The sequence below is a fragment of the Arthrobacter sp. KN11-1C genome, from assembly GCF_052180225.1.
Taxonomy (GTDB): Bacteria; Actinomycetota; Actinomycetes; order Actinomycetales; family Micrococcaceae; genus Arthrobacter.
This window is the reverse complement of record NZ_CP197467.1, coordinates 2794849-2817883: the sequence shown is the minus strand read 5'-3', so window position 1 is coordinate 2817883 and position 23035 is coordinate 2794849. Positions and strand designations below refer to the sequence as shown.

The 23035-nt window shown below is 64.2% G+C and carries 19 protein-coding genes; 12 read left to right on the top strand and 7 right to left on the bottom strand.

The window, feature by feature from the left end:
- The first annotated feature begins 90 nt into the window (after positions 1 to 90).
- Positions 91 to 3486 carry a pyruvate carboxylase gene (locus ACSBOX_RS13175; protein ID WP_442542855.1) on the top strand — a complete coding sequence of 1132 codons (3396 nt, stop codon included), beginning with the start codon at positions 91 to 93 and terminating at the stop codon, positions 3484 to 3486.
- A 97-nt stretch (positions 3487 to 3583) separates the two neighbouring features.
- Here ACSBOX_RS13175 and ACSBOX_RS13170 read toward each other — a convergent pair whose 3' ends face one another.
- A complete protein-coding gene (locus tag ACSBOX_RS13170) occupies positions 3584 to 5395 on the bottom strand; it encodes an AMP-dependent synthetase/ligase (RefSeq protein WP_442542854.1) in 1812 nt (603 codons plus the stop codon).
- A 207-nt stretch (positions 5396 to 5602) separates the two neighbouring features.
- Here ACSBOX_RS13170 and ACSBOX_RS13165 point away from each other — a divergent pair, with 207 nt between their 5' ends.
- Positions 5603 to 6718, top strand: a complete 1116-nt coding sequence (locus tag ACSBOX_RS13165; protein WP_442542853.1) for an ROK family glucokinase — start codon at positions 5603 to 5605, stop codon at positions 6716 to 6718.
- A 42-nt stretch (positions 6719 to 6760) separates the two neighbouring features.
- On the opposite strand, the gene ACSBOX_RS13160 is transcribed toward ACSBOX_RS13165, so the two are convergent.
- The gene (locus tag ACSBOX_RS13160; protein WP_442542852.1) at positions 6761 to 7324 is read right to left on the bottom strand and encodes a hypothetical protein; all 564 of its coding nucleotides are present in this window, start codon (positions 7322 to 7324) and stop codon (positions 6761 to 6763) included.
- On the bottom strand, positions 7317 to 8132 hold the full coding sequence (locus ACSBOX_RS13155) for an alpha/beta hydrolase (RefSeq protein ID WP_442542851.1): 816 nt from the start codon (positions 8130 to 8132) through the stop codon (positions 7317 to 7319). Before ACSBOX_RS13155 ends, ACSBOX_RS13160 begins: the two co-directional genes overlap by 8 nt.
- 155 nt (positions 8133 to 8287) lie before the next feature.
- On the opposite strand from ACSBOX_RS13155, the gene ACSBOX_RS13150 reads away from it, so the two are divergent.
- Both ACSBOX_RS13150 and ACSBOX_RS13145 read left to right on the top strand, forming a co-directional pair.
- A complete protein-coding gene (locus ACSBOX_RS13150; RefSeq protein ID WP_442542850.1) occupies positions 8288 to 9088 on the top strand; it encodes a lysophospholipid acyltransferase family protein in 801 nt (266 codons plus the stop codon).
- Between the two features lie 66 nt (positions 9089 to 9154).
- Positions 9155 to 10582 carry a class II 3-deoxy-7-phosphoheptulonate synthase gene (locus ACSBOX_RS13145; protein ID WP_442542849.1) on the top strand — a complete coding sequence of 476 codons (1428 nt, stop codon included), beginning with the start codon at positions 9155 to 9157 and terminating at the stop codon, positions 10580 to 10582.
- A 71-nt stretch (positions 10583 to 10653) separates the two neighbouring features.
- Here the strand turns inward: ACSBOX_RS13145 and pknB are convergent, their stop codons facing one another.
- Both pknB and ACSBOX_RS13135 read right to left on the bottom strand, forming a co-directional pair.
- Positions 10654 to 12744, bottom strand: coding sequence for a Stk1 family PASTA domain-containing Ser/Thr kinase (pknB, locus tag ACSBOX_RS13140; RefSeq protein ID WP_442542848.1), 2091 nt, complete (start codon positions 12742 to 12744; stop codon positions 10654 to 10656).
- Between the two features lie 74 nt (positions 12745 to 12818).
- On the bottom strand, positions 12819 to 14126 hold the full coding sequence (locus ACSBOX_RS13135; RefSeq protein WP_442546028.1) for a LysM peptidoglycan-binding domain-containing protein: 1308 nt from the start codon (positions 14124 to 14126) through the stop codon (positions 12819 to 12821).
- Between ACSBOX_RS13135 and ACSBOX_RS13130 the strand changes: the two genes are divergently transcribed.
- Together ACSBOX_RS13130 and ACSBOX_RS13125 are read left to right on the top strand one after the other, a co-directional pair.
- The gene (locus tag ACSBOX_RS13130) at positions 14038 to 14436 is read left to right on the top strand and encodes a hypothetical protein (RefSeq protein ID WP_442546097.1); all 399 of its coding nucleotides are present in this window, start codon (positions 14038 to 14040) and stop codon (positions 14434 to 14436) included. The two genes, ACSBOX_RS13135 and ACSBOX_RS13130, sit on opposite strands and share 89 nt — an antisense overlap.
- On the top strand, positions 14429 to 14782 hold the full coding sequence (locus ACSBOX_RS13125; protein WP_059389151.1) for an Rv2175c family DNA-binding protein: 354 nt from the start codon (positions 14429 to 14431) through the stop codon (positions 14780 to 14782). The genes ACSBOX_RS13130 and ACSBOX_RS13125 overlap by 8 nt, the downstream gene beginning before the upstream one ends.
- Before the next feature lie 105 nt (positions 14783 to 14887).
- On the opposite strand, the gene ACSBOX_RS13120 is transcribed toward ACSBOX_RS13125, so the two are convergent.
- Positions 14888 to 15901 (bottom strand): polyprenyl synthetase family protein, encoded by a 1014-nt coding sequence (locus ACSBOX_RS13120; RefSeq protein ID WP_415987197.1) that lies wholly within the window; start codon positions 15899 to 15901, stop codon positions 14888 to 14890.
- 74 nt (positions 15902 to 15975) lie between these two features.
- Positions 15976 to 16509, bottom strand: coding sequence for a hypothetical protein (locus ACSBOX_RS13115; RefSeq protein ID WP_442542847.1), 534 nt, complete (start codon positions 16507 to 16509; stop codon positions 15976 to 15978).
- 162 nt (positions 16510 to 16671) lie between these two features.
- Here ACSBOX_RS13115 and dinB point away from each other — a divergent pair, with 162 nt between their 5' ends.
- The 6 genes from dinB to ACSBOX_RS13085 all read left to right on the top strand — a co-directional run bounded on the left by dinB (position 16672) and on the right by ACSBOX_RS13085 (position 22973).
- Positions 16672 to 17874: a DNA polymerase IV gene (gene dinB, locus ACSBOX_RS13110; RefSeq protein ID WP_442546027.1), complete on the top strand. Its 1203-nt coding sequence runs from the start codon at positions 16672 to 16674 to the stop codon at positions 17872 to 17874.
- A 236-nt stretch (positions 17875 to 18110) separates the two neighbouring features.
- The gene (locus ACSBOX_RS13105) at positions 18111 to 18473 is read left to right on the top strand and encodes a DUF3040 domain-containing protein (protein WP_442542846.1); all 363 of its coding nucleotides are present in this window, start codon (positions 18111 to 18113) and stop codon (positions 18471 to 18473) included.
- Between the two features lie 377 nt (positions 18474 to 18850).
- A complete protein-coding gene (mraZ, locus tag ACSBOX_RS13100) occupies positions 18851 to 19282 on the top strand; it encodes a division/cell wall cluster transcriptional repressor MraZ (protein WP_059389147.1) in 432 nt (143 codons plus the stop codon).
- 179 nt (positions 19283 to 19461) lie between these two features.
- Entirely contained in the window at positions 19462 to 20460 is a 999-nt protein-coding gene (rsmH, locus tag ACSBOX_RS13095; protein WP_442542845.1) for a 16S rRNA (cytosine(1402)-N(4))-methyltransferase RsmH, read from the top strand.
- Positions 20457 to 21122: a hypothetical protein gene (locus tag ACSBOX_RS13090; RefSeq protein WP_442542844.1), complete on the top strand. Its 666-nt coding sequence runs from the start codon at positions 20457 to 20459 to the stop codon at positions 21120 to 21122. The genes rsmH and ACSBOX_RS13090 overlap by 4 nt, the downstream gene beginning before the upstream one ends.
- A gap of 54 nt (positions 21123 to 21176) precedes the next feature.
- On the top strand, positions 21177 to 22973 hold the full coding sequence (locus ACSBOX_RS13085) for a peptidoglycan D,D-transpeptidase FtsI family protein (RefSeq protein ID WP_442542843.1): 1797 nt from the start codon (positions 21177 to 21179) through the stop codon (positions 22971 to 22973).
- Positions 22974 to 23035: the final 62 nt, after the last annotated feature.

Genomic DNA, 23035 nt, shown 5'->3' with positions numbered 1-23035 from the left:
TGACAGTCACCACAAAGATTTGTGTTTGGGTATGGAGGTCTTACACACTGTGACCACCGACCGTTACACCCGCAATGATGCAGGAGAAGCATGTTTTCCAAGATTCTGGTGGCTAATCGCGGCGAAATCGCGATCAGGGCCTTCCGCGCCGGCTACGAACTCGGCGCCAAGACCGTAGCGGTCTTCCCGTATGAGGATCGCAATTCGATCCACCGTCAGAAGGCTGATGAGGCCTATCTGATTGGCAAGGAGGGCCATCCGGTCCGCGCTTACCTGGACGTGGACGAAATCGTCCGGGTCGCCAAGGAAGCGGGTGCGGACGCAATCTACCCTGGCTACGGATTCCTGTCGGAAAACCCTGACCTCGCCCGGGCAGCCAAAGCCGCGGGCATCACGTTTGTCGGCCCTCCGGCGGAGGTGCTTGAGCTCGCGGGCAACAAGGTCGCCGCTCTCGAGGCCGCCCGCAAGGCCGGCGTGCCGGTCTTGAAGTCGAGTGCTCCGTCCCGCGACATCGATGAGCTCATCGCCGCGGCGGACGAGGTCGGATTCCCGATCTTCGCCAAGGCCGTCGCCGGTGGCGGTGGCCGCGGCATGCGCCGGGTGGAGACCCGCGAGGACCTTCCGGAAGCCCTCCAGTCGGCCATGCGTGAGGCGGACGCCGCGTTCGGCGATCCCACCATGTTCCTGGAGCAGGCCGTGCTCCGTCCTCGCCACATCGAGGTACAGATCCTGGCCGACGCCGAGGGCAATGTCATGCACCTCTTCGAGCGCGACTGTTCCCTGCAGCGCCGCCACCAGAAAGTCGTGGAAATCGCCCCGGCCCCCAACCTGGACGAGTCCATCCGCCAGGCGCTATACCGGGATGCCGTGGCTTTCGCGAAGGCCCTGAACTACGTCAACGCCGGAACGGTCGAGTTCCTCGTGGACACCGAGGGCGAACGGGCCGGCCAGCACGTGTTCATCGAGATGAACCCGCGCATCCAGGTTGAGCACACGGTCACCGAGGAAATCACGGACGTGGACCTCGTCCAGGCGCAGATGCGCATTGCCTCGGGCGAGACACTCGCAGACCTCGGCTTGAGCCAGGAGTCGGTATCCATCAAGGGTGCCGCCCTGCAGTGCCGCATCACCACGGAAGATCCTGCCAACGGCTTCCGGCCCGACGTCGGAAAGATCACCGGCTACCGTTCGGCCGGTGGCGCCGGTGTCCGTCTCGACGGCGGCACGGTCTACTCGGGTGCCGAGATCAGCCCGCACTTCGACTCCATGTTGGTCAAGCTGACCTGCCGCGGACGCGACTACCCGGCCGCAGTGGCCCGTGCCCGGCGCGGCCTGGCCGAGTTCCGGATCCGTGGCGTGTCCACCAACATCCCCTTCCTCCAGGCCGTCCTCGCGGACCCCGACTTCATTGCCGGCAACGTGGCGACCGACTTCATCGACAAACGCCCTGAACTGCTGAAGTCCCACGTCTCCGCGGACCGCGGGACCAAGCTGCTGACCTGGTTGGCCGACGTGACGGTCAACAAGCCCAACGGCGAACTCAAAGTCCACACGGACCCCGCAGCCAAGCTCCCTTCGGTTGCAGGGATCGTCGCACCGGCCGGCTCGCGCCAGAAGCTGCAGGAGCTTGGTCCCGTTGGCTTTGCGAAGGCGCTGCGCGAGCAGACCGCGGTCGCCGTCACCGACACCACGTTCCGCGACGCGCACCAGTCGCTGCTCGCCACCCGTGTCCGTACCCGCGACCTCGTCGCGGCCGGCCCGGCGGTCTCCGCGCTGCTGCCCGAACTGCTGTCGGTCGAAGCCTGGGGCGGGGCCACCTACGACGTCGCCCTGCGCTTCCTCGGCGAGGATCCGTGGGACCGGCTGGCCGCCCTGCGCAAAGCCCTGCCCAATGTCTGCCTGCAGATGCTGCTCCGTGGCCGCAACACGGTCGGGTACACGCCCTATCCGGAGGAAGTCACCGAGGCATTCGTCAACGAGGCAGCCGCAACGGGCATCGACATCTTCCGCATCTTCGACGCCCTCAACGACGTCAACCAGATGGCTCCGGCGATCCGCGCAGTGCGGGCCACGGGCACCGCGGTAGCTGAGGTGGCGCTCTGCTACACCGGCGATCTCCTCGACCCGAACGAGACCCTGTACACCCTCGACTACTACCTGGACCTCGCCCGGAAGATCGTCGACGCCGGTGCGCACATCCTCGCCATCAAGGACATGGCCGGACTGCTTCGCCCGGCGGCCGCAGCCAAGCTTGTCAGCGCCTTGCGCGAACGCTTCGACCTGCCTGTCCACCTGCACACCCACGACACCGCAGGCGGCCAACTGGCCACCTTGCTGGCGGCTGTGGATGCCGGCGTGGACGCCGTCGACGTCGCGTCAGCGTCCCTGGCGGGTACCACGAGCCAGCCGTCCGCGTCGGCCCTCGTGGCCGCGTTGGCACACACGCCGCGCGATACCGGGCTCAGCCTGGCCAGCGTCAGCTCCATGGAGCCCTACTGGGAAGCGGTCCGCAGGGTCTACGCGCCGTTCGAGTCCGGGCTTCCCGGTCCTACTGGCCGGGTCTACCAGCACGAAATCCCTGGTGGCCAGTTGTCCAACCTGCGCCAGCAGGCCATCGCTCTAGGCCTTGGCGAGCGTTTCGAGGCCATTGAGGACATGTACACCGCCGCGGACCGTATCCTGGGCCGCTTGGTCAAGGTGACGCCGTCGTCCAAGGTGGTCGGTGATCTCGCGCTGCACCTCGTGGGAATCCATGCGGATCCTGCGGACTTCAACGAGAACCCGCAGAACTACGACATCCCGGACTCCGTCATCGGCTTCCTGTCGGGTGAACTCGGAGATCCTCCCGGAGGATGGCCGGAGCCGTTTCGCACCAAGGCGCTCCAGGGCCGCAGCATCAAGGTCCGCGACGTCGAGCTGAGTGCCGAAGACGGCGCGGCGCTCAAGGGTGATTCGAAGTCCCGCCAGAGGACCTTGAACCGGCTGCTGTTCGCGGGCCCCACCAAGGACTACCTCAAGAGCGTGGATACATACGGCAACCTGTCGGTGCTCGATACCCGCGACTACCTCTACGGTCTCCAGCTCGGCACCGAACACGTCATGGAGCTCGAAAAGGGCGTGCGCCTGATCGCTTCCCTGGAAGCAGTCTCGGAGCCTGACGAAAAGGGCATGCGCACCGTCATGTGCAAGCTCAACGGCCAGTCCCGCCCCGTGGTGGTCCGCGACAAGTCCGTCGTCAGCAACGTGAAGGCGGCGGAGAAGGCGGATGCGTCCCAGCCCGGCCAGGTCGCAGCGCCGTTCGCCGGCGCCGTGACCCTGACCGTCAAAGCAGGGGACACCGTCAAGGCCGGCGACACTGTCGCCACCATCGAGGCAATGAAGATGGAGGCTTCCATCACGACACCGGTGGCTGGCACGGTCTCGCGCCTCGCCATCAACAACGTGGAGCAGGTCCAGGGCGGCGATCTGCTGATCGTGGTCGAATAGCGGCCCGCTCCTCCGCGGAGCACACATGAAGGAAGGTCCCGGGCTATAAGCCCGGGACCTTCCTTCATGCTTTGGCCGATGCGTCGCGTGCGGCGCGTCAGGACGCCTTGGGCGCCGAGTACATTTCCTCGATCACGGCGTCGAAGTCCTTCATGACCTGGGCTCGCTTGACCTTCAACGACGGCGTGAGGTGGCCGGAAGCCTCGGTGAAGTCGGACGGCACGATCCGGAACGACTTGATGGCCTCCGCATGCGAGACGGACTGATTCGCGTGGCTGATCAGTTCCTGGACCGCGGCCCGGACAAGCGCGTTGTCCGCGGCAGCCGTCGTCGTCGTGGATGAGGGAAGGCCATGGCGCTCCAACCAGCCGGGCAGGGCTTCCTCGTCGAGGGTGACCAGCGCGCCGATGAAGGGCCGGTTGTCGCCGATGACGAGGACCTGGGACACCAGGGCGTCCGCGCGGATCTGGTCCTCCAGCAGGGCGGGCACCACGTTCTTGCCGCTGGCAGTGACGATGATTTCCTTCTTGCGGCCGGTGATCTTCAGGAAACCCTGTTCATCCAGTTCGCCGATGTCACCTGTGCGGAACCAGCCGTCCACGAAGGTTTCCGCGGCAAGGTCATCCCGCTTGAAGTAGCCCCTCATGACGCAGACGCCCTTGGCGAGGATTTCGCCGTCGTCGGCGATCCTGACCGCATTGCCGGGGAGCGGCGCTCCCACCGTGCCGATCTTGATCAGGGACGGGGTGTTGACTGAAATGGGTGCCGTGGTCTCCGTGAGGCCGTAGCCTTCCAGGATCTGCAGGCCGATACCGTGGAAGAAATGGCCGAGCCGTTCGCCGAGCGGGCCGCCGCCGGAGACTGCGTGGCTGACATGGCCACCCATGGCAGCGCGAAGCTTCCCGTACACCAAGCGGTCGAAGACTGCGTGCTTGAGCCTGAGCACCAATCCGACCGATCCCGACTGCTGCGCCTTCGAGTACGCGATCGCGGTGTCCACGGCCTTGTGGAAGATGGCGCCCTTGCCACCGTCCTCTGCCTTGGTGAGGGCCGAGTTGAAGACCTTCTCGAAGACGCGGGGGACAGCCAGGATGAAGGACGGCTGGAAGCTTTGCAGGTCCGCCAAGAGGTTCTTGATATCAGGCGTGTGCGCCACTTGGGCCCCCGCGGCGACCGCCAGGACCGAGATGAAACGGGCAAAGACGTGGGCCAGCGGGAGGAACATGATGGTCTTGGCGTTCTCGTTGACGACGTCACCGAGGGAGGCCAAGGCGTTCTCCGAGAGTTCCACGAAGTTGCCGTGCGTGAGTTCGCAACCCTTGGGGCGGCCCGTGGTGCCGGAGGTGTAGATGATCGTGGCGACGTCGGCCAGTTCCGCGCTGCTGCGGCGCGCCTCGAGTTCCTCGTCGGTGACAGCGCTGCCGGCGTTGCGGAGTGCGTCAAGGCCGCCGCCTTCGAGCTGCCAGACATGGGCGACCGAGCCGAGGCCTTCGGCCGTGACGGCCTGCCGGATCACGTCTTCGTGGTGCGGGGACTCGGCGAATGCGGCCACCGCGCCGGAATCGCCGAGGTTCCAGGCAACTTGCGACGGCGACGACGTTTCATAGATCGGGACTGAAATGCCGCCGGCAAACCAGATGGCGAAGTCCACGAGGGACCACTCGTAACGGGTCCTGGACATGATGCCCACGCGGTCGCCCACGCTGACACCGCTTGCGATCAGTCCCTTGGCGAGGGCCGACACGTCCTCGAGGAAGTCCGTTGCCCGGATATCCTGCCATTGGCCGGCGCTGTTGAGCTTGGCAAACAGTGCCGGGTTGGACGCCTTGGCGGCCTGACGAACCACGAGGTCCGTGATGTTGGTTTCGGGGGCAACATTCACCAGGGGCGGAACACTGAATTCACGCACGATAGCTCCTTCGATATCAACAGACCATTGCGGGGCTGCTCTAACTCTATACGGCCAAGTAATGGGTGTGTCGCAATTCACGATACTCAAGTTACTGATGAGTAACTTTACGTGAAGCGTGGAATTCCGCCAATGCGGGCACGCGAACGCTCCCTCCACACAGCGTCCATGTCAGTACATATGCGGCACGCGGAATAGGATGGCGACATGCCCTTGAATTCATCCAACGACCAGATCCCGGCAAGAGTTCGGAAGATTTCCTGGTCCGGTTCGAACGCAACCGGCCGGCGCTCCGGCTCCGCACTCGGAGGCCTTCGTTGGGAATCGGTGCCGTGGGCCGCCCGGCGTTCCCATCTCGGCCGCAGGGGCTTGGCAATCGGCATCGACATCGGCGGCACGAAGGTGGCAGCCGGAGTTGTGGATCCCTCGGGCCGGGTGGTCGAGGAAGCGTGGCGCTCCACGCCCGGCAATGACGCCCGGGCAGTAGAGCAAGTGATCGTCGAGCTGGTCCAGGAGTTGGGCAGGAGCCAACGCATAGCCTCCGTGGGGATCGGCGCCGCCGGCTGGATGGACCTCGACGGCGGCACGGTGCTTTTCAGTCCGCATCTCGCCTGGCGAAACGAGCCGCTTCGTGAAAACCTGCAGCACCTGCTGAGGCGCCCGGTCCTCGTGACCAACGACGCCGACGCTGCTGCCTGGGCCGAATGGCGCTTCGGCGCGGGGCAAGGGGAGAGCCGGCTCGTCTGCATCACGCTGGGCACAGGCATCGGTGGCGCCATGGTCATGGACGGTCGGGTGGAGCGTGGACGGTTCGGCGTGGCGGGGGAGTTCGGCCACCAGATCGTGGTGCCCGGCGGCCATCGCTGTGAATGCGGCAACCGGGGCTGCTGGGAGCAATATGCTTCCGGCAACGCGCTCGGCAGGGAAGCCCGGGAGCTTGCCCTGCGGAATTCACCGGTTGCCTTCGAATTGCTCAAGGCTGCCGGGGGCTCTGCCGGGAACATCACGGGCGTCACCGTGACGGAGCGGGCAAAAGCCGGGGACTCCGCTTCGAGGGAGCTCTTGGAAGAAGTGGGGCACTGGCTTGGGCTCGGCCTTGCAAACCTCGCGGCTGCCCTTGACCCGGGGACATTTGTGATCGGCGGTGGGCTGTGCGACGCCGGTGAGCTTCTTGTGGGCCCCGCGCGGACTGCCTTCGCCCGGAACCTCACTGGCCGCGGCTTCCGTCCCGCGGCCGCCATCAAGCTTGCCGCACTCGGACCGCGGGCGGGGATGATCGGTGCCGCCGACCTGTCAAGGGTCAGCGGCCGTGCACGCGGCTAGTACGGCCTCAGCCGCGAGGGGATGCGCAGGGCGGCAGCCCGCTTAGACGCGGGCGCCGTCGTCGTTCTCGTCTTTTTCCTGGGGCAGCTTCATGATGAGGTAGACAACGGAGGCCAGGAAGGTCGCCAGGATGCCCATCACGGCCAGGAGCGGCGCCGAGCGCCAGAACATCGCGGTGAACAGCAGGGCAAGCGGGCCGCCCACAGCTCCGAGCCAGGCGAGCATGGTCAGCGGTTCGGTGCCGGCCAGGCTCGGCGGATCCTCCGGGACGAAGCCGTTTTCGTCGTCGACGTCGTAGTCGCGCGGACCGGCAGCTCCGCTGCCCCCGGATTCGTCGGCAGCGCCTCTTTTCGACATTCCAGACAACCCGAGGGGATCGAAGTCCTGGAAGGAACGGGACGACGATCGGCCGGGCACGTCCTGCGGACCTGTACCTGTACCCGTACCCGTCTCGGTTCCGGAATCGCTGGCGGACGTCTCCGCCGTCGGCGCTTCGTCGAGCGCCGAGGAAGGCATCGACTCGAGCCGGGCCACCAGATCGAGCCAGACGGCGTCGTCGTCCTTGTTGGCGCTCTGGTCGGGGGAATCGGGCCCTGGCCTATTCATGGGGTGAATCCCGAAGCTCGGTGCCGGACTGGCTGGCGGGGGCTGAACTGCTTGCCAGTCCTGCCATTGTCTTCCTGATGAACTCGGCCGATCCCCGGAAAATCTCCGGCGCATCGTTGTCCAGCGTGGCCACGTGGTAGCTGTTCCCCAGGGTGCTGAACTCCGTCGGAGCCGTGACCCGCTCCTTCAACTGCCTGATGCTTCGATCCGAAACCACGTGGTCCACGGAGGAACGGAAGACGCGCACCGGCGCGGAAATCCGGGGCAGCAGCGTGACGGTGTCCTTGTACATCTTTTTCAACTCATGGGCGGCGGCAACCGGTGTCCGGGGGTAGGCGCCTTCGTCCATGCCCGGTTTGAGGATGTCATTGGCAATGGCCGGGGTGGATTTCATGACGTGCTTGAGGATGCCGACCACGGCAGCGCGCGGGTCGTCGATCACCAGTCCGGGATTGACGACGACGGTGCCGGCCACGGGCCGCGTGGCCGCGATACGCAGGGCCAGCGTTCCTCCCATCGACAGGCCGGCGGCGAAGACGAAGTCACATTCGGCCTGAAGCTCGAGATAAGCGGCATCCACCGCATGGTGCCACTCCTGCCAGTGCCTCGTTGCCATGTCCTGCCACGTTGTCCCATGGCCTGGAAGCAGCGGGAGGCGGACCGCGTAGCCCTCCGCGGCCAGATACTCCGCCCAAGGGCGCATGCTGTGCGGACTGCCCGTGAAGCCGTGGCTCATCACGACGCCGATGCTGGGTCCACTACCGGTGAAGTCGCTGGCGTACGGCGAGGGATCGGGGAGAGTTTTCATGATGACTCCGAGGCTACTCTGTTGGCGGCACTGCTTTCCGTGATGAGTCCATCGTGTCACTGTTCCGGACATTTCTCACTGGAGTAGGGTGGCTTCTGAATGCGGACCGGGACCGTCCGGACGCCTTGCAGACGCCGCCCCGGAGAGGAACCAACGTGTTCTATTGGGTCATGAAGCGGATCTTTTTGGGTCCGCTTCTCAAATTGCTGTTCCGCCCCTGGGTCAAGGGCCTCGACAATGTTCCCCACGATGGCGCCGCGATTCTCGCTTCGAACCATTTGTCCTTTTCGGACTCGATTTTCATGCCGGTGATGGTGCCCCGGCGCGTGAGTTTCCTTGCCAAGTCCGAGTACTTTACGGGCACCGGGCTCAAAGGAAGGCTGACGGCCTTGTTCTTCCGGCTCACCAACCAGTTGCCGATGGACCGTTCGGGCGGGGCCGCGTCCGAGCTGTCCTTGCAGGCAGGCAGGGACGTCCTGGCCGACGGCGGACTGCTGGGCATCTACCCAGAGGGCACCCGCAGTCCCGACGCCAGGCTTTACCGGGGCAAAGTCGGGGTAGCGAAACTTGCTCTCCAGACCCGGGTGCCCGTTGTTCCCGTGGCGATGATCGGTACTGAGAAGGTCCAGCCCATCGGCAAGCGTTTGCCCAATATCCGCCGGATCGGGATCATTTTCGGTCAACCGATGGACTTCAGCCGGTATTACGGCCAGGAGGAAGACCATTCCGTTCAACGAGCCGTGACCGACGAAATCATGTACGAACTCATGCGGCTCTCCGGGCAGGAATACGTGGACGAGTACGCCGCCGTCGTCAAGCAGCGGCTCGCCGGGCAGCTTCCGGAGCCGGCCGGCGGGCACGAAGGGAATCCACGCGACGGCGGTGAAAAGGGGAGGCGGCTCCCCGGCAACGGTTCGGAGCCGGACGGCGACGGCGCGGTGGCCGGGAAAGTGTGACGGCGGTCGAATAAGGGTTACGGAAGCCTTGCCCCGAACAGCGGGCAAGGCAACTAGTCTTGGAGAGTGACTGAGCTATCCGCGAACCCCGCACCGTCCGTGACGAGCCCCTTGACCAGTTCCCTGGGCAGCCCCCTGACCAGCACCGCGCAAAGCGGCGCGGCGAACTATCCCGGCTTGGACGATTGGCGCCAGCTGCCTATCTCGCAGCAACCCACCTGGACCGACAGGGGTGTCTTCGATGCCTCCGTCAAAGAACTCTCCGTGCTTCCGCCGCTGGTCTTCGCCGGCGAAGTGGACATTTTGCGCGAGCGTCTGGCGGCTGCGGCCCAGGGCAAGGCATTCCTGTTGCAGGGCGGCGACTGTGCCGAGACTTTCGAGGACGCCACGGCCGACAAGATCAGTGCCCGGGTCCGCACCATCCTGCAGATGGCCGTTGTCCTCACCTACGGTGCGGCCATGCCGGTCATCAAGATGGGCCGCATGGCCGGCCAGTTCGCCAAGCCCCGCTCGTCGAACGACGAAACCCGCGACGGCGTGACCTTGCCCGCCTACCGCGGCGACATCGTCAACGGCTACGATTTCACCCCGGAATCCCGAGCCCACGATGCCGGCCGCATGCTGAAGGCCTACCACACCTCGGCTTCCACGCTGAACCTCATCCGCGCCTTCACGCAGGGTGGGTTCGCCGATCTTCGCCTGGTGCACCTCTGGAACAAGGGCTTCACCGAAAACCCCGCCCATGCCCGCTACGAGTCCCTGGCGCGGGACATCGACCGAGCCATCAAATTCATGGCATCCTGCGGTGCCGATTTCGAAGCCCTCAAGCGCGTGGAGTTCTTCGCGAGCCACGAGGCATTGCTGCTCGACTACGAGCGAGCCCTGACCCGCATCGACTCCCGCACGGGGCTTCCGTACGACACCTCAGGGCACTTCCTCTGGATCGGTGAGCGCACGCGCGAGCTTGACCACGCGCATGTGGACTTCCTGTCCCGCGTGCGCAATCCCATCGGCGTCAAGCTCGGTCCCGGGACCTCCGGGGACGATGCGCTGCGGCTCATTGACAAGCTGGACCCGAACCGCGAGCCTGGCCGCCTCACCTTCATCACCCGGATGGGCTCCAAGAACATCCGCGAGAAGCTGCCCGCCGTCGTCGAGAAGGTCACTGCCTCGGGCGCCCAGGTTCTCTGGGTCACGGACCCGATGCACGGGAACACGGTCACCTCGCCCAACGGGTACAAGACCCGCAACTTCGACGACGTCGTGGACGAAGTCCGCGGCTTCTTCGAAGTCCACCACGCCCTGGGCACGGTACCGGGTGGCCTGCACATGGAAATGACCGGCGACGACGTCGCGGAATGCCTCGGTGGCGCCGATCCCATTGACCAGGACGCTTTCCTGGACCGCTACGAGTCGGTGTGCGACCCCCGCCTGAACCACATGCAGTCCCTCGAGATGGCCTTCCTCGTAGCCGGGGCGCTCACCAAGCGGTAGTCCCGACGTGCACGGCATACAGGAAAGGCGATCCGGAATATTCCGGATCGCCTTTCCTGTCTGCGTGCGTCCTACACCACTGTCAAGGTGACGACGGAACCCTCCGGCGCATCGCTGTCCACGGGGTTCTGGTCACGGACGGTCCCGAAGAAGCCACCCAGGATGTTGTTGACCTTGACGTCGAATCCGAGCGACTCCAGGGCTTTGCGGGCGGCGTCTGCCTGCTTGCCGATGAAGTTGGGGACATGCACCATTTTCGGGCCCTTGGACAGGGTCAACGTGACGGAGTCACCGCGGACCAGAGTGCCGTTGGCGGGGCTCTGGCTGACCACGGCGCCTGCTGGGACCTTCTTGTCATTGACGGGTTCCGGCGCAATTTTCGCGGTCAATCCGGCGTCGCTGATCGCCTGGACGGCTTCTTGCTGGTTCATGCCCCGGACATCGGGAACGGGGAGGGGCTGCGGTCCCTTGGAGACGACGAGCGCCACTGGCGTACCGTGGCGGACGGCGGTGTCCTGCGGCGGGGACTGGGAGATGATCGAGCCTGAAGGCACTTTGTCGTCATACTGCCCGGTGACTTGGCCGAGTGCCATCCCGGCCACGCCCAGGGCATTCTTTGCCTGGTCGAGTGTCAATCCCGACATCGACGCAAGCGGAAACAACTGTGGGCCCTTCGAGACGAACAGCGACACCGCCTGGAACTTCCGGACCACCTGGCCGGACGCGGGCTCCGTTCCCACCGCCAAACCGGCCGTGACGTCGTCGTCGTACACGTCCTTGGGCTCGGATTGGAAGCCGGCGGTTCTGAGCAGTTGCTGTGCCTCCGCCACTGTCTTGTTCTTGGTGTCCGGAATGGTTCCGGGCGAGCCGGGCCCCATCCCGAAGAACCAGCCTGCCGCGGTGGCCAGGATCGCCAGGACAATCACCACAATCGTCCAGATCACCGCCCGGCGGCGCGGGTTGCCTTCACGCAAAGAGCGCGACGGCGTGGCCGCGGCCCGGACGCGGTCCTTCTCTTCTTGGCGCGCCATCCGTTTGACGTCGCGTTTGCTCGCCGGGGCTTCGTCCGGGGCCCCGGGCTCCCGGTCCTGCGGCACCTGCATGTCGAATGCCGTGGCGCCGGGGGAGAATCGCGACGGTGGAAGCACAGTGGTTGGATTGCGCTGGTTGGAGATGATCTCCGTCGGGCGGCCGATCCGTTCGAGCGGCTCCGTGCGTGCGGCGTGGAAAGGCGCGACGACGGCGGTTGCCCCGGCCGCATCTTGGTGGCCTTCCGGAATTGCCGCCTTGGCAGCAGGCGGGTTGATGTCCAGTTGCGCGTCGCTCAACGTTGTACGGATGTGCCGCAGTTCCGACAACAGTGCCGAAGCGTCCACTGGCCGCTCTTCGGGTTCCTTCGCGGTGCACCACTGGACGAGCTCGTCCACGTCTCCGGCAAGTCCGGGCACAGCGAGCGACGGCGGAGCGACGGCCGAATTGACGTGCTGGTAGGCCACCTGGATGGGAACCTCGCCCGCATAGGGTTGGCCGCCGGTCAGCATTTCGTAAAGCATGATGCCTGTGGAGTAGATGTCGCTCCGGGCGTCGGCGGGCTTGCCGAGGACGAGCTCGGGAGCCAAATACGCGACGGTGCCGATCAGGGCACCGGTGCTGGTTGTCGCGGTGACCGCACGGGCCAGGCCGAAATCGCCCACTTTGATGCGGCCGTCGTCGGCGATGAGGACATTCTCCGGTTTCACGTCGCGGTGTATCAGCCCCGCCGAGTGGGCCGCGGCGAGCCCTTCAATGACAGGATCGATCAGTGCAAAGGCCAGCCGGGGCGGAAGCGCTGCCTTCTCGTTGAGGACGTCCCGCAGGGTGTGGCCCTTGATGTACTCCATGACGATGTACGCAATGTGGCCGTCCTGTCCCTGGTCGAGGACCCCCACGACGTGCGGGTGGGAAAGGCTCGCCGCGGCCCGGGCCTCGCGTTGCAGGCGGTCCAGGAAATTCTGGTCGTTGGCCAGGTGCGGATGCAGCACTTTGAGCGCCACGTCGCGATCGAGCCGCTCGTCGGTGGCGAGATAGACGGTTGACATTCCGCCGCCTGCAAGGCGCGATCGCACCAGGTAGCGCCCGTCCACGAGGGATCCAAGGAGATGGTCCGAAACTTGTTCCTGCACCCTACGATCCTAGTTGAGCAAAAACACGGGCCCGAATCGACATGCGATCCGGGCCCGGGTTATGCGATGTGATTTTAGCTGAAGTTCTTCTTCAGGGCAAGGATCGATGCGACGTAGGCCTTGGTGTCGTCGTACATGCCGTGCTTGCTCACCGAGTACTGGCCCTGGTAGTAGCCTGCGATGGCGGTGGGCAGGTCCTTGCTCGTGTTGACGAGGGCCCGGATGATGGCGACGCCGGCGGTGACGTTGTCATAGGGGTCCAGGATGTTGAGCTTGCGTCCCACCAGTTGGGAAGCCCATTCACCTGACGAGGGAATCACCTGCATCGTGCCGATGGCGTTGGCGGGAGAGACCGCACGCTGGTTGAAGCCCGACTCCTGGTAGGCGAATGCCATGGCCAACGACGGGTCCACTCCCATCCGGCGGGCGGTGTCAGCCACGATGCCCTTCATCTGGGCGGTGCTGGGGACCGGGGATGCGTTGAGCAGGGCCTTGTTCGCGTTGGCTGAGCTGACCACGGCCTCCGGGTAGGTGTAGCCCAGGAACGTGCTCGGGACCAGGGGGGTGCTGACGGGAGCCGGAGCCGGTGCCGGTGCCGCGGGAGCGCCAGGAATGGCGAGCTTCTGCCCCGGATAGATGATGGTGCTCATCGACAGCTTGTTGGCCGTCAGCAGCGAGGACAGGGACACGCCAAGGCGGTTCGCGATGCCGCCCAGGGTGTCGCCCGATTTGATGGTGTACGAGCCGGTATTGGCAAGCGCAGGTGCCGCCGGCGCCGCAGGGCGGGCGGGAGCCGCCGGGGCCGGAGCCGCGGGCGCCGGTGCGCTCGTTCCCGCGCTCACCCTGATCTTCTGTCCCGGGTAGATGATGGACCGGCCATTGAGGCCGTTCCAAGTGAAGACGTCGGACAGCGCGACGCCGTGGCGGGCGGCAATGCCGCCCAGGGTGTCCCCGGGGACCACCGTGTAGCTGGCAGCCGACGACGACGGCGCCGGGCCGGGTGCCGGCCTTGGTGCGGGCGCCGGCGCGCTTGGAGCAGCCGCGGAATCGGACAACTTGATCTGCTGTCCCGGGTAGATGATGGTGTTGGCCGAGAGCCCATTGAGCTGCAGGACGGTGTTGGTGTTCAACCCGTAGCGGGCCGCGATGCCGCTGATGGTATCGCCCCGGACGATGGTGTACGTGGCCGGAGCCGCGGGTGCCATGGGCTGCATGGCGGCCGGAATGGTCGCGGCAACCGCGGACGCGGGAATGACGTTTGCGGGCACGGCCGAGGCCTGAGCCTGGGCTTGCATGGCCGCAGCCAATGATGCGGGAATCTTCTGGGTTTGTACCGCCGGAAGCGCGGTTGCCGGTTGGGCGAGCGCCAGTGAAGAGAGCATGACGGCGGGCAGCGCCGCTGTGGTGGCCGCAATTATGGGCATGCTCGTTGTCTTCTTGGGCGAGCGGGGCGTCGTCATGGGAGCAATCCTCATCTCAGCAGCGGACGTTGGGAATGCCGCTGTTGCCAGTGTTACTAAAGTGAGTAGTGATGCAAATGTGATCAATGTGAATCTCTCACATTTTTCGATTCCGCACAAGAAATCACTGTGCATTCGATTCTTGGGCAATTCGAAGGCACAAATTCGGCCCCTGCTGTCCGTCTGGCTAGGCGCAAAGCGCGAGGGCGTGGCAATCTTGATCCGTGAGTAATGTAGAAAGCCTCGTTTCCGAATGGCTGCCGCTGCCCGATGTGGCAGAGCTGCTGAACGTTTCAATCACCAAGGTCCACGGTCTTCTGGATGAGCGTGCAGTGGTGGCTGTGAGAGTGGGCGAACGCAATATCCGTTCGATTCCTGCCCTCTTTATCCAGGACGGTCATGTGGTGGATAGCCTGAAAGGCACCATCGCAGTGCTTGGCGATGCCGGGTACACGGATGAGGAGCTCATTGTGTGGCTCTTCACCCCGGATGAGTCGCTGCGTGGCCGCCCTGTCGATGCGCTCCGTGAAGGTCGCAAAACAGAAATCCGACGCAGGGCCCAATCGCTCGCCTGGTAAGGGAATCCTGCCTTAAATACAGTGGTGGCGATCAGCAAGCTGATCGCCACCACTGTATTTAAGCCGGGTATTCAGGCTGCCCTTAACCTGGATTTATCCAAGATTTCACGCGGCGCGGCTCACGGCGGCTTCGGCCAACTGCCTGAGTGCGGTCAGCGGGAGTTCGGCCAGGGGGAGGCGTTCCAACGCCTCGAAAGCCTCGTTGCTCAATTCTTCGATCATCGATTCCGTGGCTTCGAGCGCTCCGCAATCCACAATGATCCGCCTGATCTCGGCAACCTCGGCCTCGCCAAGGTCCTGCCTTCCGAGCATGGTATCGATGTACTTCGAATCAGCGGCACCGGCCTGGTTGATGGCGAAGCCCACCAGCACGGTCCGTTTGCCCTCGCGTAGGTCATCTCCAGCGGGCTTCCCGGTGGTTCCGGGGTCTCCGAACACTCCCAGGACGTCGTCGCGCAGCTGGAAGGCCTCACCCAATGGCAACGCGAAGGCTGAATAGCCTTGCAGGAGTTCTTCGCTGGCACCGGCCAGGGCGCCTCCAAGGGCCAAGGGGTGTTCGGTCGAATACTTCGCCGACTTGAAACGGATGATGGACTGGGCACGGTGGACGGCGCCTGCGCGGTCCCGGACCGGGCCGGCGACTTCCTCCAGGATGTCCAGGTATTGGCCGGCCATGACCTCGGCACGCATCAGGTTGAAGATCCGTCGCGCGGGTGTACCGGAGGCGGCCCGGCCGCCAATCTCCGTGAAGGCCTCCTCGCTGAAGGACAGGCACAGGTCTCCCGTGAGAATCGCGGCCGCATGACCGAACCGTTCGCTGTCCAAGGCCCAGCCTTCGCCCTCATGGAGCTGGCTGAACCGCTTGTGGACGCTGGGGCCTCCGCGCCGCGTGTCAGAGCGGTCGATGATGTCATCGTGGATCAGGGCTGCCGCCTGAAAGAGTTCCAAGGCGCAGCCGGCTGTGATGATGTCCGGATGTGCGGACTCGCCTCCGGCGCCGCGCCACCCCCAGTAACACATCAGGGCCCGGAGCCGTTTGCCACCTGTCACAAGGCTCGAGATCGAACCCATGAGGGGAGCCACGTCGGGGGAGATGGTGGCCATGGTTTCCTGCTGCATCCCGAGGAAGCCGTTGAGTCTGGCGGCGACATCGGCCACGAAACGGCTTTGTTCCGAGCCGAGGTTCTCCGTGGTCACTTGATCGACCCGGCGGCCACGTTGGCGCCGATGGTGAACGTGGATTTGCCTGCGGTTTCCACCACCGAGATATTCACGGTTTCATTGTCGCCGCGAAGGAAGTCCTTTGATTTGATACTTCCCACAGTGTTGCCGGGAACTTCCTTGAAGCCCTGCGCGGTGAGCGCAGAGGTATAAAAGGCCACGACTGCGTCCGACGGGGACGAAACAGTGCCGACCAAGGCCACCGATGCCGGGGAGGAGTTCTTGTCGAAGCTGCTGGATTCGACCGCCGCCTGGGGCATCAAGGGAATCAGCTGCTGCGGGAATCCAGGGACCAGGGCGCCGACCGTCGCCGAAGCTCCGGCGGCGGGTGTGGACGTAGTAGCCGGCGCCGGACTTGCCGAGGCAGTGACCGCCCCTGACGATGTTGGCGCCGCCCCTTGGGATGCCGTGCTTGCCGGGGACGACCCGCAAGCCGATATGGTCAACGCGACGCCCGTGGCCAACAGGGCCAGGCTGACGGGTTGAGGCTTTCCAAAGAGCTTCACAGGGATTTCCTCCTGGGGACGACGCCGGATGCTGCCTCCAGTTTAGGACGCCGGACGCGGCGTCCAGTAACCAGTGCCGCGGCATAGGATTTCCCTGTGAGACCACAAGCAGAGGACAACGGGCCGGGACCCCGCCAGGAAGTCGCCCCGGATCCCGCTGCTCTGCGGGAACTGAGGCGCACCAGCATCCTCCACGTGGACATGGATGCCTTTTTTGTCTCGGTGGAATTGCGCACCCGGCCCGAACTCAAGGGAAAGCCCGTCATTGTGGGCTTCCCGGTGGATCGCTCGGTTGTCCTGTCCGCTTCCTACGAAGCGCGCGCGCTGGGCGTGAAGTCTGCGATGCCCATGGCCAACGCCATGCGGATGTGCCCCAGGGCGGTCATCATCGAGCCCCGCCACAGCCTCTACTACGAGGTGTCCGGGCAGTTGATGGGAATATTCGAATCAATAACGGACCTCGTGGAACCGTTGAGCGTGGACGAAGCCTTCCTGGACGTTGGCGGCGCGATACGGAGGCTTGGTCCGCCCCTCCAGATCGGCCATTTGATCCGGCGCCGCGTTGCGTCAGAGCTGGGAATCACTGCGTCGGTGGGTATTGCCGCCAATAAGTTCGTTGCCAAAATTGCCTCTACGCGCTGCAAACCCGACGGATTGCTGCTGATTGAGGCCGGACAGACGGTGGCCTATTTGCACAGCCTGCCCGTAAACGCCTTGTGGGGAGTCGGGGCGAAGACCGCCGATGTGCTCGCGAGACTGGGCATCCGGACCGTGGCCGATGTTGCGGCCACGCCGCTTTCTTCCTTGAAAAAGGTCCTCGGAGCTTCGGGAGAGCATGTCCACCGGTTGTCGATGGGCCTGGACCCGCGGCCGGTCACGCCCACGCGCCTCGAAAAGAGCATCGGCTCCGAGGAAACGTTCGCTATTGACACCCCGGATGACGCGCTCCTGCACCGTGAGTTGCTCAGGCTCTCCCACCGGACCGCTTCACGGCTGCGGACAGCGGGAATGGTGGCCAGGACCATAGCGCTGAAGCTGCGGTATGCGGATTTTTCGACCATCAGCCGCAGCAAGACAATGCATACGCCGGTGGACAGCGCGCAGCTGATCTATCAGGTGGCGAGCCAGTTGCTGGCGTCCTTGGGGGAGCGGCCCATGAGCGTGCGCCTTGTTGGAGTCAGGGCCGAGCAGCTCGAACCGGCAGAACATGCCTCGCTGCAGTTGAGCCTCGATCGAAGGGACGACAACTGGCGTGCGGCCGAGCAGGCGCTTGACCGTGTCACCGAGCGATTCGGCAACAAGACCGTGCTTCCGGCGACACTTCTGGAACCGCATGCGGAGCCCGATGAACCGGGCTCTCCGTAGGCGGCAACGAGCCCCTCACGCGCCTCCGGCGTGTCTTTCAGAACAGCGGCCAACAAACTATCCTAGAGATACACAGATTTAGACCGTCTGGATAAATTGCTCTGTTGTGTCTGTTCCGTGAGACCGTGTTCACAAGACCCGGTCTTCGGGAACCCTTTTTTGGGTTCATCCGTTTCTAGGGAACAGAGGCAACGGCCGCGGCGTATCCAGACGCTGGCCGACTAAAGGAGGTCGCGATGCCCCTATCGGAGCACGAACAGAAGCTCCTCGAGCAACTCGAGAAGCAACTGCATGAGGACGATCCGAAGTTTGCCAATTCAATGGGCTCTGACCCCATTCGCTCATGGTCGACCAGGCACATCGTTATTGGCGTTCTAGGCACTATCGCCGGGATTCTCTTGTTGTTGGTGGGTGTGTCCTTGCAGAACATCTTCCTTGGCGTGTTGGGCTTCATTGTCATGGGCACCGGCGTGTACTTCGCCACCCTGAGAAGGGCAGCCGGCGGTAAGTCGAAGAGTGCCAAGCCGGGTAAGGCTAGGAACTCGTTCATGAGCAACCTTGAGGAACGCTGGGACGAGCGCCGCCGCGGCGAGGAGTAAGAGCGCTTCATCCGGGGGTTCGTCTTTCACGAATGACGAGTCCTCCACATTGCACCACCAGGCCCAAGCCTGATTGCGAAAAGACCCGAATATCGGGTCTTTTCGCATTTAACCCCGGGTTCGCCGCGCCTCGCGAGCCAGGGCACGCGACCCCGGAGCCGCCGTCGTGCGGTTACCCGCAGCGCCCCGCGAAGTCCCCTCCACCGCCAACCACCCCGGGATTCCCTATGTTTTCAGGCTCCCGCATTCGAAAGTGGGGCAGAAACACGCCGGATTGCGTTGACTGTGGGGGCTTGTGGAGTAAAGTGGAGCGAGTAAGAGGGTAGTGGCGGCGTGGGGCAGGTACGGGCACCTTTACGGATGGGGGCGGTGGGCCAGTGTTTCTTGGCACGCATTCTCCCCGTCTGGACGAAAAGGGCCGGATCATCCTTCCCGCCAAGTTCCGCGAGGAACTTGCTGACGGCTTGGTGCTCACAAGGGGCCAGGAGCGTTGCATCTACGTCTTCAGCCAGCGGGAATTCGAACGTATTCACGAATCCATGCGGGAGGCCCCTATCTCCTCCAAGCAGTCACGTGACTACATCCGGGTTTTCCTGTCCGGAGCCTCTGACGAGGTACCTGACAAGCAGGGGCGCGTGACGATTCCGCCGGCGCTCCGGAGCTACGCAGGTCTTGAGCGGGAATTGGCGGTCATCGGCGCCGGAACCCGCGCAGAGATCTGGGATGCCCAGGCTTGGGACGAGTACCTGGCCGAGAAGGAAGCCGCCTTCTCGGAGACCGACGACGACAACCTTCCCGGGTTCATTTAGAAACCGGGACAGGAAGCAGCAATGCTTCTTGGACGGGATCTCCAGCCGCCCATCACATTGTTTTCCTGGCTCACCTTCCCCGGAGCCAGGCAGACGCTGCGATAGGCGCGGATGGGGATCCGGCTCAAGAAGCGACCCACCCGACGGACAGACGAACAATTCAGCTCTGAGGAGGCCGCATGGAGGAGCAAGACGCGCCAAAACCAACCTCGGAGCGACATGTACCGGTCCTGAAGGACCGGTGCATCAATTTGTTGGCCCCCGGTTTTGAAGCGGCCCGCAGCCGCGGCGAAACGCCGGTGGTCATCGACGCCACGTTGGGAATGGGCGGCCACTCCGAAGCGATGCTGCAACGGTTCCCCGACCTGCACCTTGTCGGGATAGACCGGGACGAAGAGGCCCTCGCCCTCGCCGGAGAGCGGCTGCAACCGTTTTCGGCCCGCACCGACCTCGTCCATGCGGTCTACGACGAGATCGAAGATGTCCTTGCCGACCTTGGCATCCCCGAGGTGCACGGGATCCTCATGGACCTTGGCGTATCTTCCCTTCAACTGGACGAGCGGGAGCGCGGCTTTGCCTACTCCTACGACGCGCCCCTGGACATGCGGATGGACACCAGCCGCGGCCAGACTGCCGCCGACGTGGTCAACAACTACTCCGAAGAAGACCTGGTCCGGATTATCCGCAAGTGGGGCGAAGAGAAGTTTGCGGGCAGGATCGCCAACCGCATCGTCACGGCGAGGGCCGCCAAGCCATTCGCCACCACCGGCGAACTCGTCGAGCAGATCCGCGGGGTTGTTCCCGCGGCGGCTGCGAAGTCCGGTGGGCACCCGGCCAAGCGGACTTTCCAGGCCTTGCGGATTGAAGTCAACGAGGAACTCGACGTCCTGGAGAGAGCTGTTCCTGCCGCTCTCTCAGCCTCCGCAATGGGGGGACGGGTCGTCGTGATGTCTTACCACTCCCTCGAAGACAAGATCGTCAAGTCAGTCTTCCAGTCCCGGTCCAAGTCATCGGCCCCGCTCGGTTTCCCGGTGGAGCTGGAGGAACACAAACCGGAATTCAAGACCTTGACCAAGGGCACGGAAGTGCCGACACCCGAAGAAATCGCCGAAAACCCGCGTGCGGCATCTGCCCGCCTGCGGGCCGTGGAACGCATCAAAGCGAGGAGAACAGCATGAGCACCGCTGCCGCGAAGATCCTGCCGACCACTGTGGGCAACACCGCGCGTGCCCTGCCCGCCCGAGGACCGGAGCGCGACGCGACCCGCAAGGCGCGGACTCCGCTCTCTCTCGTGCAGAGTGTTCCCGGACGACGGCGGACTCCCTTCGTCGTCTTTTGCTTCGGCGTGCTTGCGGCCGCCTTGATGACGGTCCTTGTGCTGAACATCTCGGTTTCCACGGCCCAATACGACTTGGTGAAGCTCAGGAACGACGATGCGTCCCTGAACAAGCAGAACCAGGATCTGACACAGCAGGTCCAGAACTACCAAGCTCCCCAGAATCTGGCCGCCAAGGCCGCAGAATTGGGAATGGTAGCTTCCACTGCCACGGGCCAGATCGATTTGGACAACCTGACAGTCACAGGTAAAGCCACGCCGGCAACCAAGGGACAGAATCCCGGTGCCGTCATTGCTGCTCCTGCGGTTGCAGGCCAGTCCAGCGTGCAACCTTCCGCGCCCGCCAAGAATGATTCGCTCGACAGCCGCAAACCCAGCGGGACGGCCGACCCGACGCCGGCCAAACCGCAGGCGCCCGTGGTTCCTGCGGCACCCAAGCCGCCGGTTGTGGATCTTCACGGTGGTTCGGTCCCGGTTCCACAGCAGAAAGTACCCGGGCAGTAGCGTCCAGCCGACCTGATTTCAGGTAAACAGCAAGGCAAGCAGCAAGGAATCGACGTGGTGCAGAAAACCGGCAAACCGAAGAACAAGAGAACGCCGGTGGCGAAGAAGCGCCTGCGCATCGGCCTCGGAATCATGCTGACCCTGCTGTTGGTGGTCGGGGGCAAGCTGTTCCTGGTGCAGGGGCTCGACGTCGGAGGCCTTGCCGAGGCGGCCTATAACAACAGGCTGACCACCACCATCCTGCCGGCCGAACGCGGCAAGATCCTTGACGCCAACGGCACGGTGCTCGCGAGCAGTGTGATCCGCTACGACATCGTGGTGGACCAAACGGTCAATACGAACACCGATCAGTTTCCTCGCTTCAACACCCAGACCCAAGCCATCGACACGATCTCCAGGTCCCAGGGCATTGCGGAACTTGCCAGCGCCTTGGGGATGGACGTCAACCAGGTCACCCAGGCGGTGACCGGCGTCAAGAAATACAACGTCGTGGCCAAGGAAGTGAAGCCGGACGTCGAAGACCGGATTTCACAGCTGCACATCCCCGGGGTGGTTTCGGAAGGCGTCAGCAAGCGTGTCTATCCCAACGGGAGCGTCGCCGGGGGCGTCATCGGCTTCCTCAAGGACGGCACCACGGGCCAGGCCGGCCTTGAGCAGACCCAAGATGATCTCCTTCGCGGCAAGGACGGCAAGCGGGTCTTCGAAATCGGCGCCGACGGGCTTCGCATTCCCGTGGCGACCGACCTGCTGACACCCGCCGTGAACGGCCAGGACGTCAAACTCACCCTCAACACGGACATCCAGTACTTTGCGCAGCAAGCGATTCAGACGCAGGTCAACCAGCTCAATGCCGAGTGGGGCTCTATCGTCGTCGAGGACGTCAAGACCGGCAACATCATCGCGATGGCGGACACGAACGCTCCCGACCCCAACGACCCAGGGAAGGTCGCGGCCGCTGACCGCGGCGTGCGGTCCGTGACGGCTGCCTACGAGCCTGGTTCCGTCGAGAAAATGATCACGGCATCGGCCGCCATCAATGAAGGCAAGTCCGGCCCGCTGGACACCGTGACGATTCCGCCGGCCCTGACCATTGACGGTCAGACGTTCACCGATGCCTTCGTGCACGGCACTGAACAGAGAACGCTCGCCGGTATCCTCGGCTATTCAATGAACACCGGTACCGTGATGATCGGCAGCCGCCTGAGCAAGCAGCAGCGTTATGACTACCTCACACGCTTCGGCATCGGCGAAGCTCCGGACATCGGACTTCCCGCCGAATCGACCGGCATCCTCGCCAAGCCGGATCAATGGGACGACCGGCAGCAATACACCGTGTTGTTCGGCCAGGGTGTTTCCCAGTCGACGCTCCAGACAGTCCGGGCCTATCAAAGCGTGGCCAACGGCGGCGTGATGATCCAACCGCGGCTGATCGATGGCTACGTGGGAGCCGACGGAGTGGAGAACAAGGTGCCCGCGAAGGATTCCCGGCAGGTTGTCACCCCGGACACGGCCCAACAGGTCCGTGACATCCTCGAGAGCAACGTCACGATGGGCGAAGTGAAAGACGCCGGCATCGACGGTTACCGGGTGGGTGCCAAGACCGGAACCTCCGAGGCGCCCCGTGAAGACGGCCTGCCCGGATTCGACGGCTACACGGCGTCCATTATCGGAATGGCTCCCATGGAGAATCCACGGTTCATTGTCGAGGTGGTTGTCCAGCGCCCCAAGGGGAACATCTACGGCATCACCCAAGGACCGATTTTCCGCTCGGTCATGGGCCAGGTGCTGCGCACCTACAACGTCCCGCCGTCCACCGGCACTCCGGCGCGGTTCCCGCAGTACGGCAAGTAGCCAGCCCGGCAAACAACGCCAGGACGGCAAGTAGCTCAGTTTCGCCAAGTAAGCTTGTTGGG

Bases quoted from the DNA above. Each gene is read 5' to 3' on its own strand.
- ACSBOX_RS13175 (WP_442542855.1), top strand. From the start codon at position 91: ATGTTTTCCAAGATTCTGGTGGCTAATCGCGGCGAAATCGCGATCAGG.
- ACSBOX_RS13165 (WP_442542853.1), top strand. From the start codon at position 5,603: ATGCCCTTGAATTCATCCAACGACCAGATCCCGGCAAGAGTTCGGAAG.
- ACSBOX_RS13160 (WP_442542852.1), bottom strand. From the start codon at position 7,324: ATGAATAGGCCAGGGCCCGATTCCCCCGACCAGAGCGCCAACAAGGAC.
- ACSBOX_RS13155 (WP_442542851.1), bottom strand. From the start codon at position 8,132: ATGAAAACTCTCCCCGATCCCTCGCCGTACGCCAGCGACTTCACCGGT.
- ACSBOX_RS13130 (WP_442546097.1), top strand. From the start codon at position 14,038: ATGGCCGCAGCCAATGATGCGGGAATCTTCTGGGTTTGTACCGCCGGA.
- ACSBOX_RS13135 (WP_442546028.1), bottom strand. From the start codon at position 14,126: ATGCTCTCTTCACTGGCGCTCGCCCAACCGGCAACCGCGCTTCCGGCG.
- ACSBOX_RS13120 (WP_415987197.1), bottom strand. From the start codon at position 15,901: ATGCAGCAGGAAACCATGGCCACCATCTCCCCCGACGTGGCTCCCCTC.
- ACSBOX_RS13105 (WP_442542846.1), top strand. From the start codon at position 18,111: ATGCCCCTATCGGAGCACGAACAGAAGCTCCTCGAGCAACTCGAGAAG.
- rsmH (WP_442542845.1), top strand. From the start codon at position 19,462: ATGGAGGAGCAAGACGCGCCAAAACCAACCTCGGAGCGACATGTACCG.
- ACSBOX_RS13090 (WP_442542844.1), top strand. From the start codon at position 20,457: ATGAGCACCGCTGCCGCGAAGATCCTGCCGACCACTGTGGGCAACACC.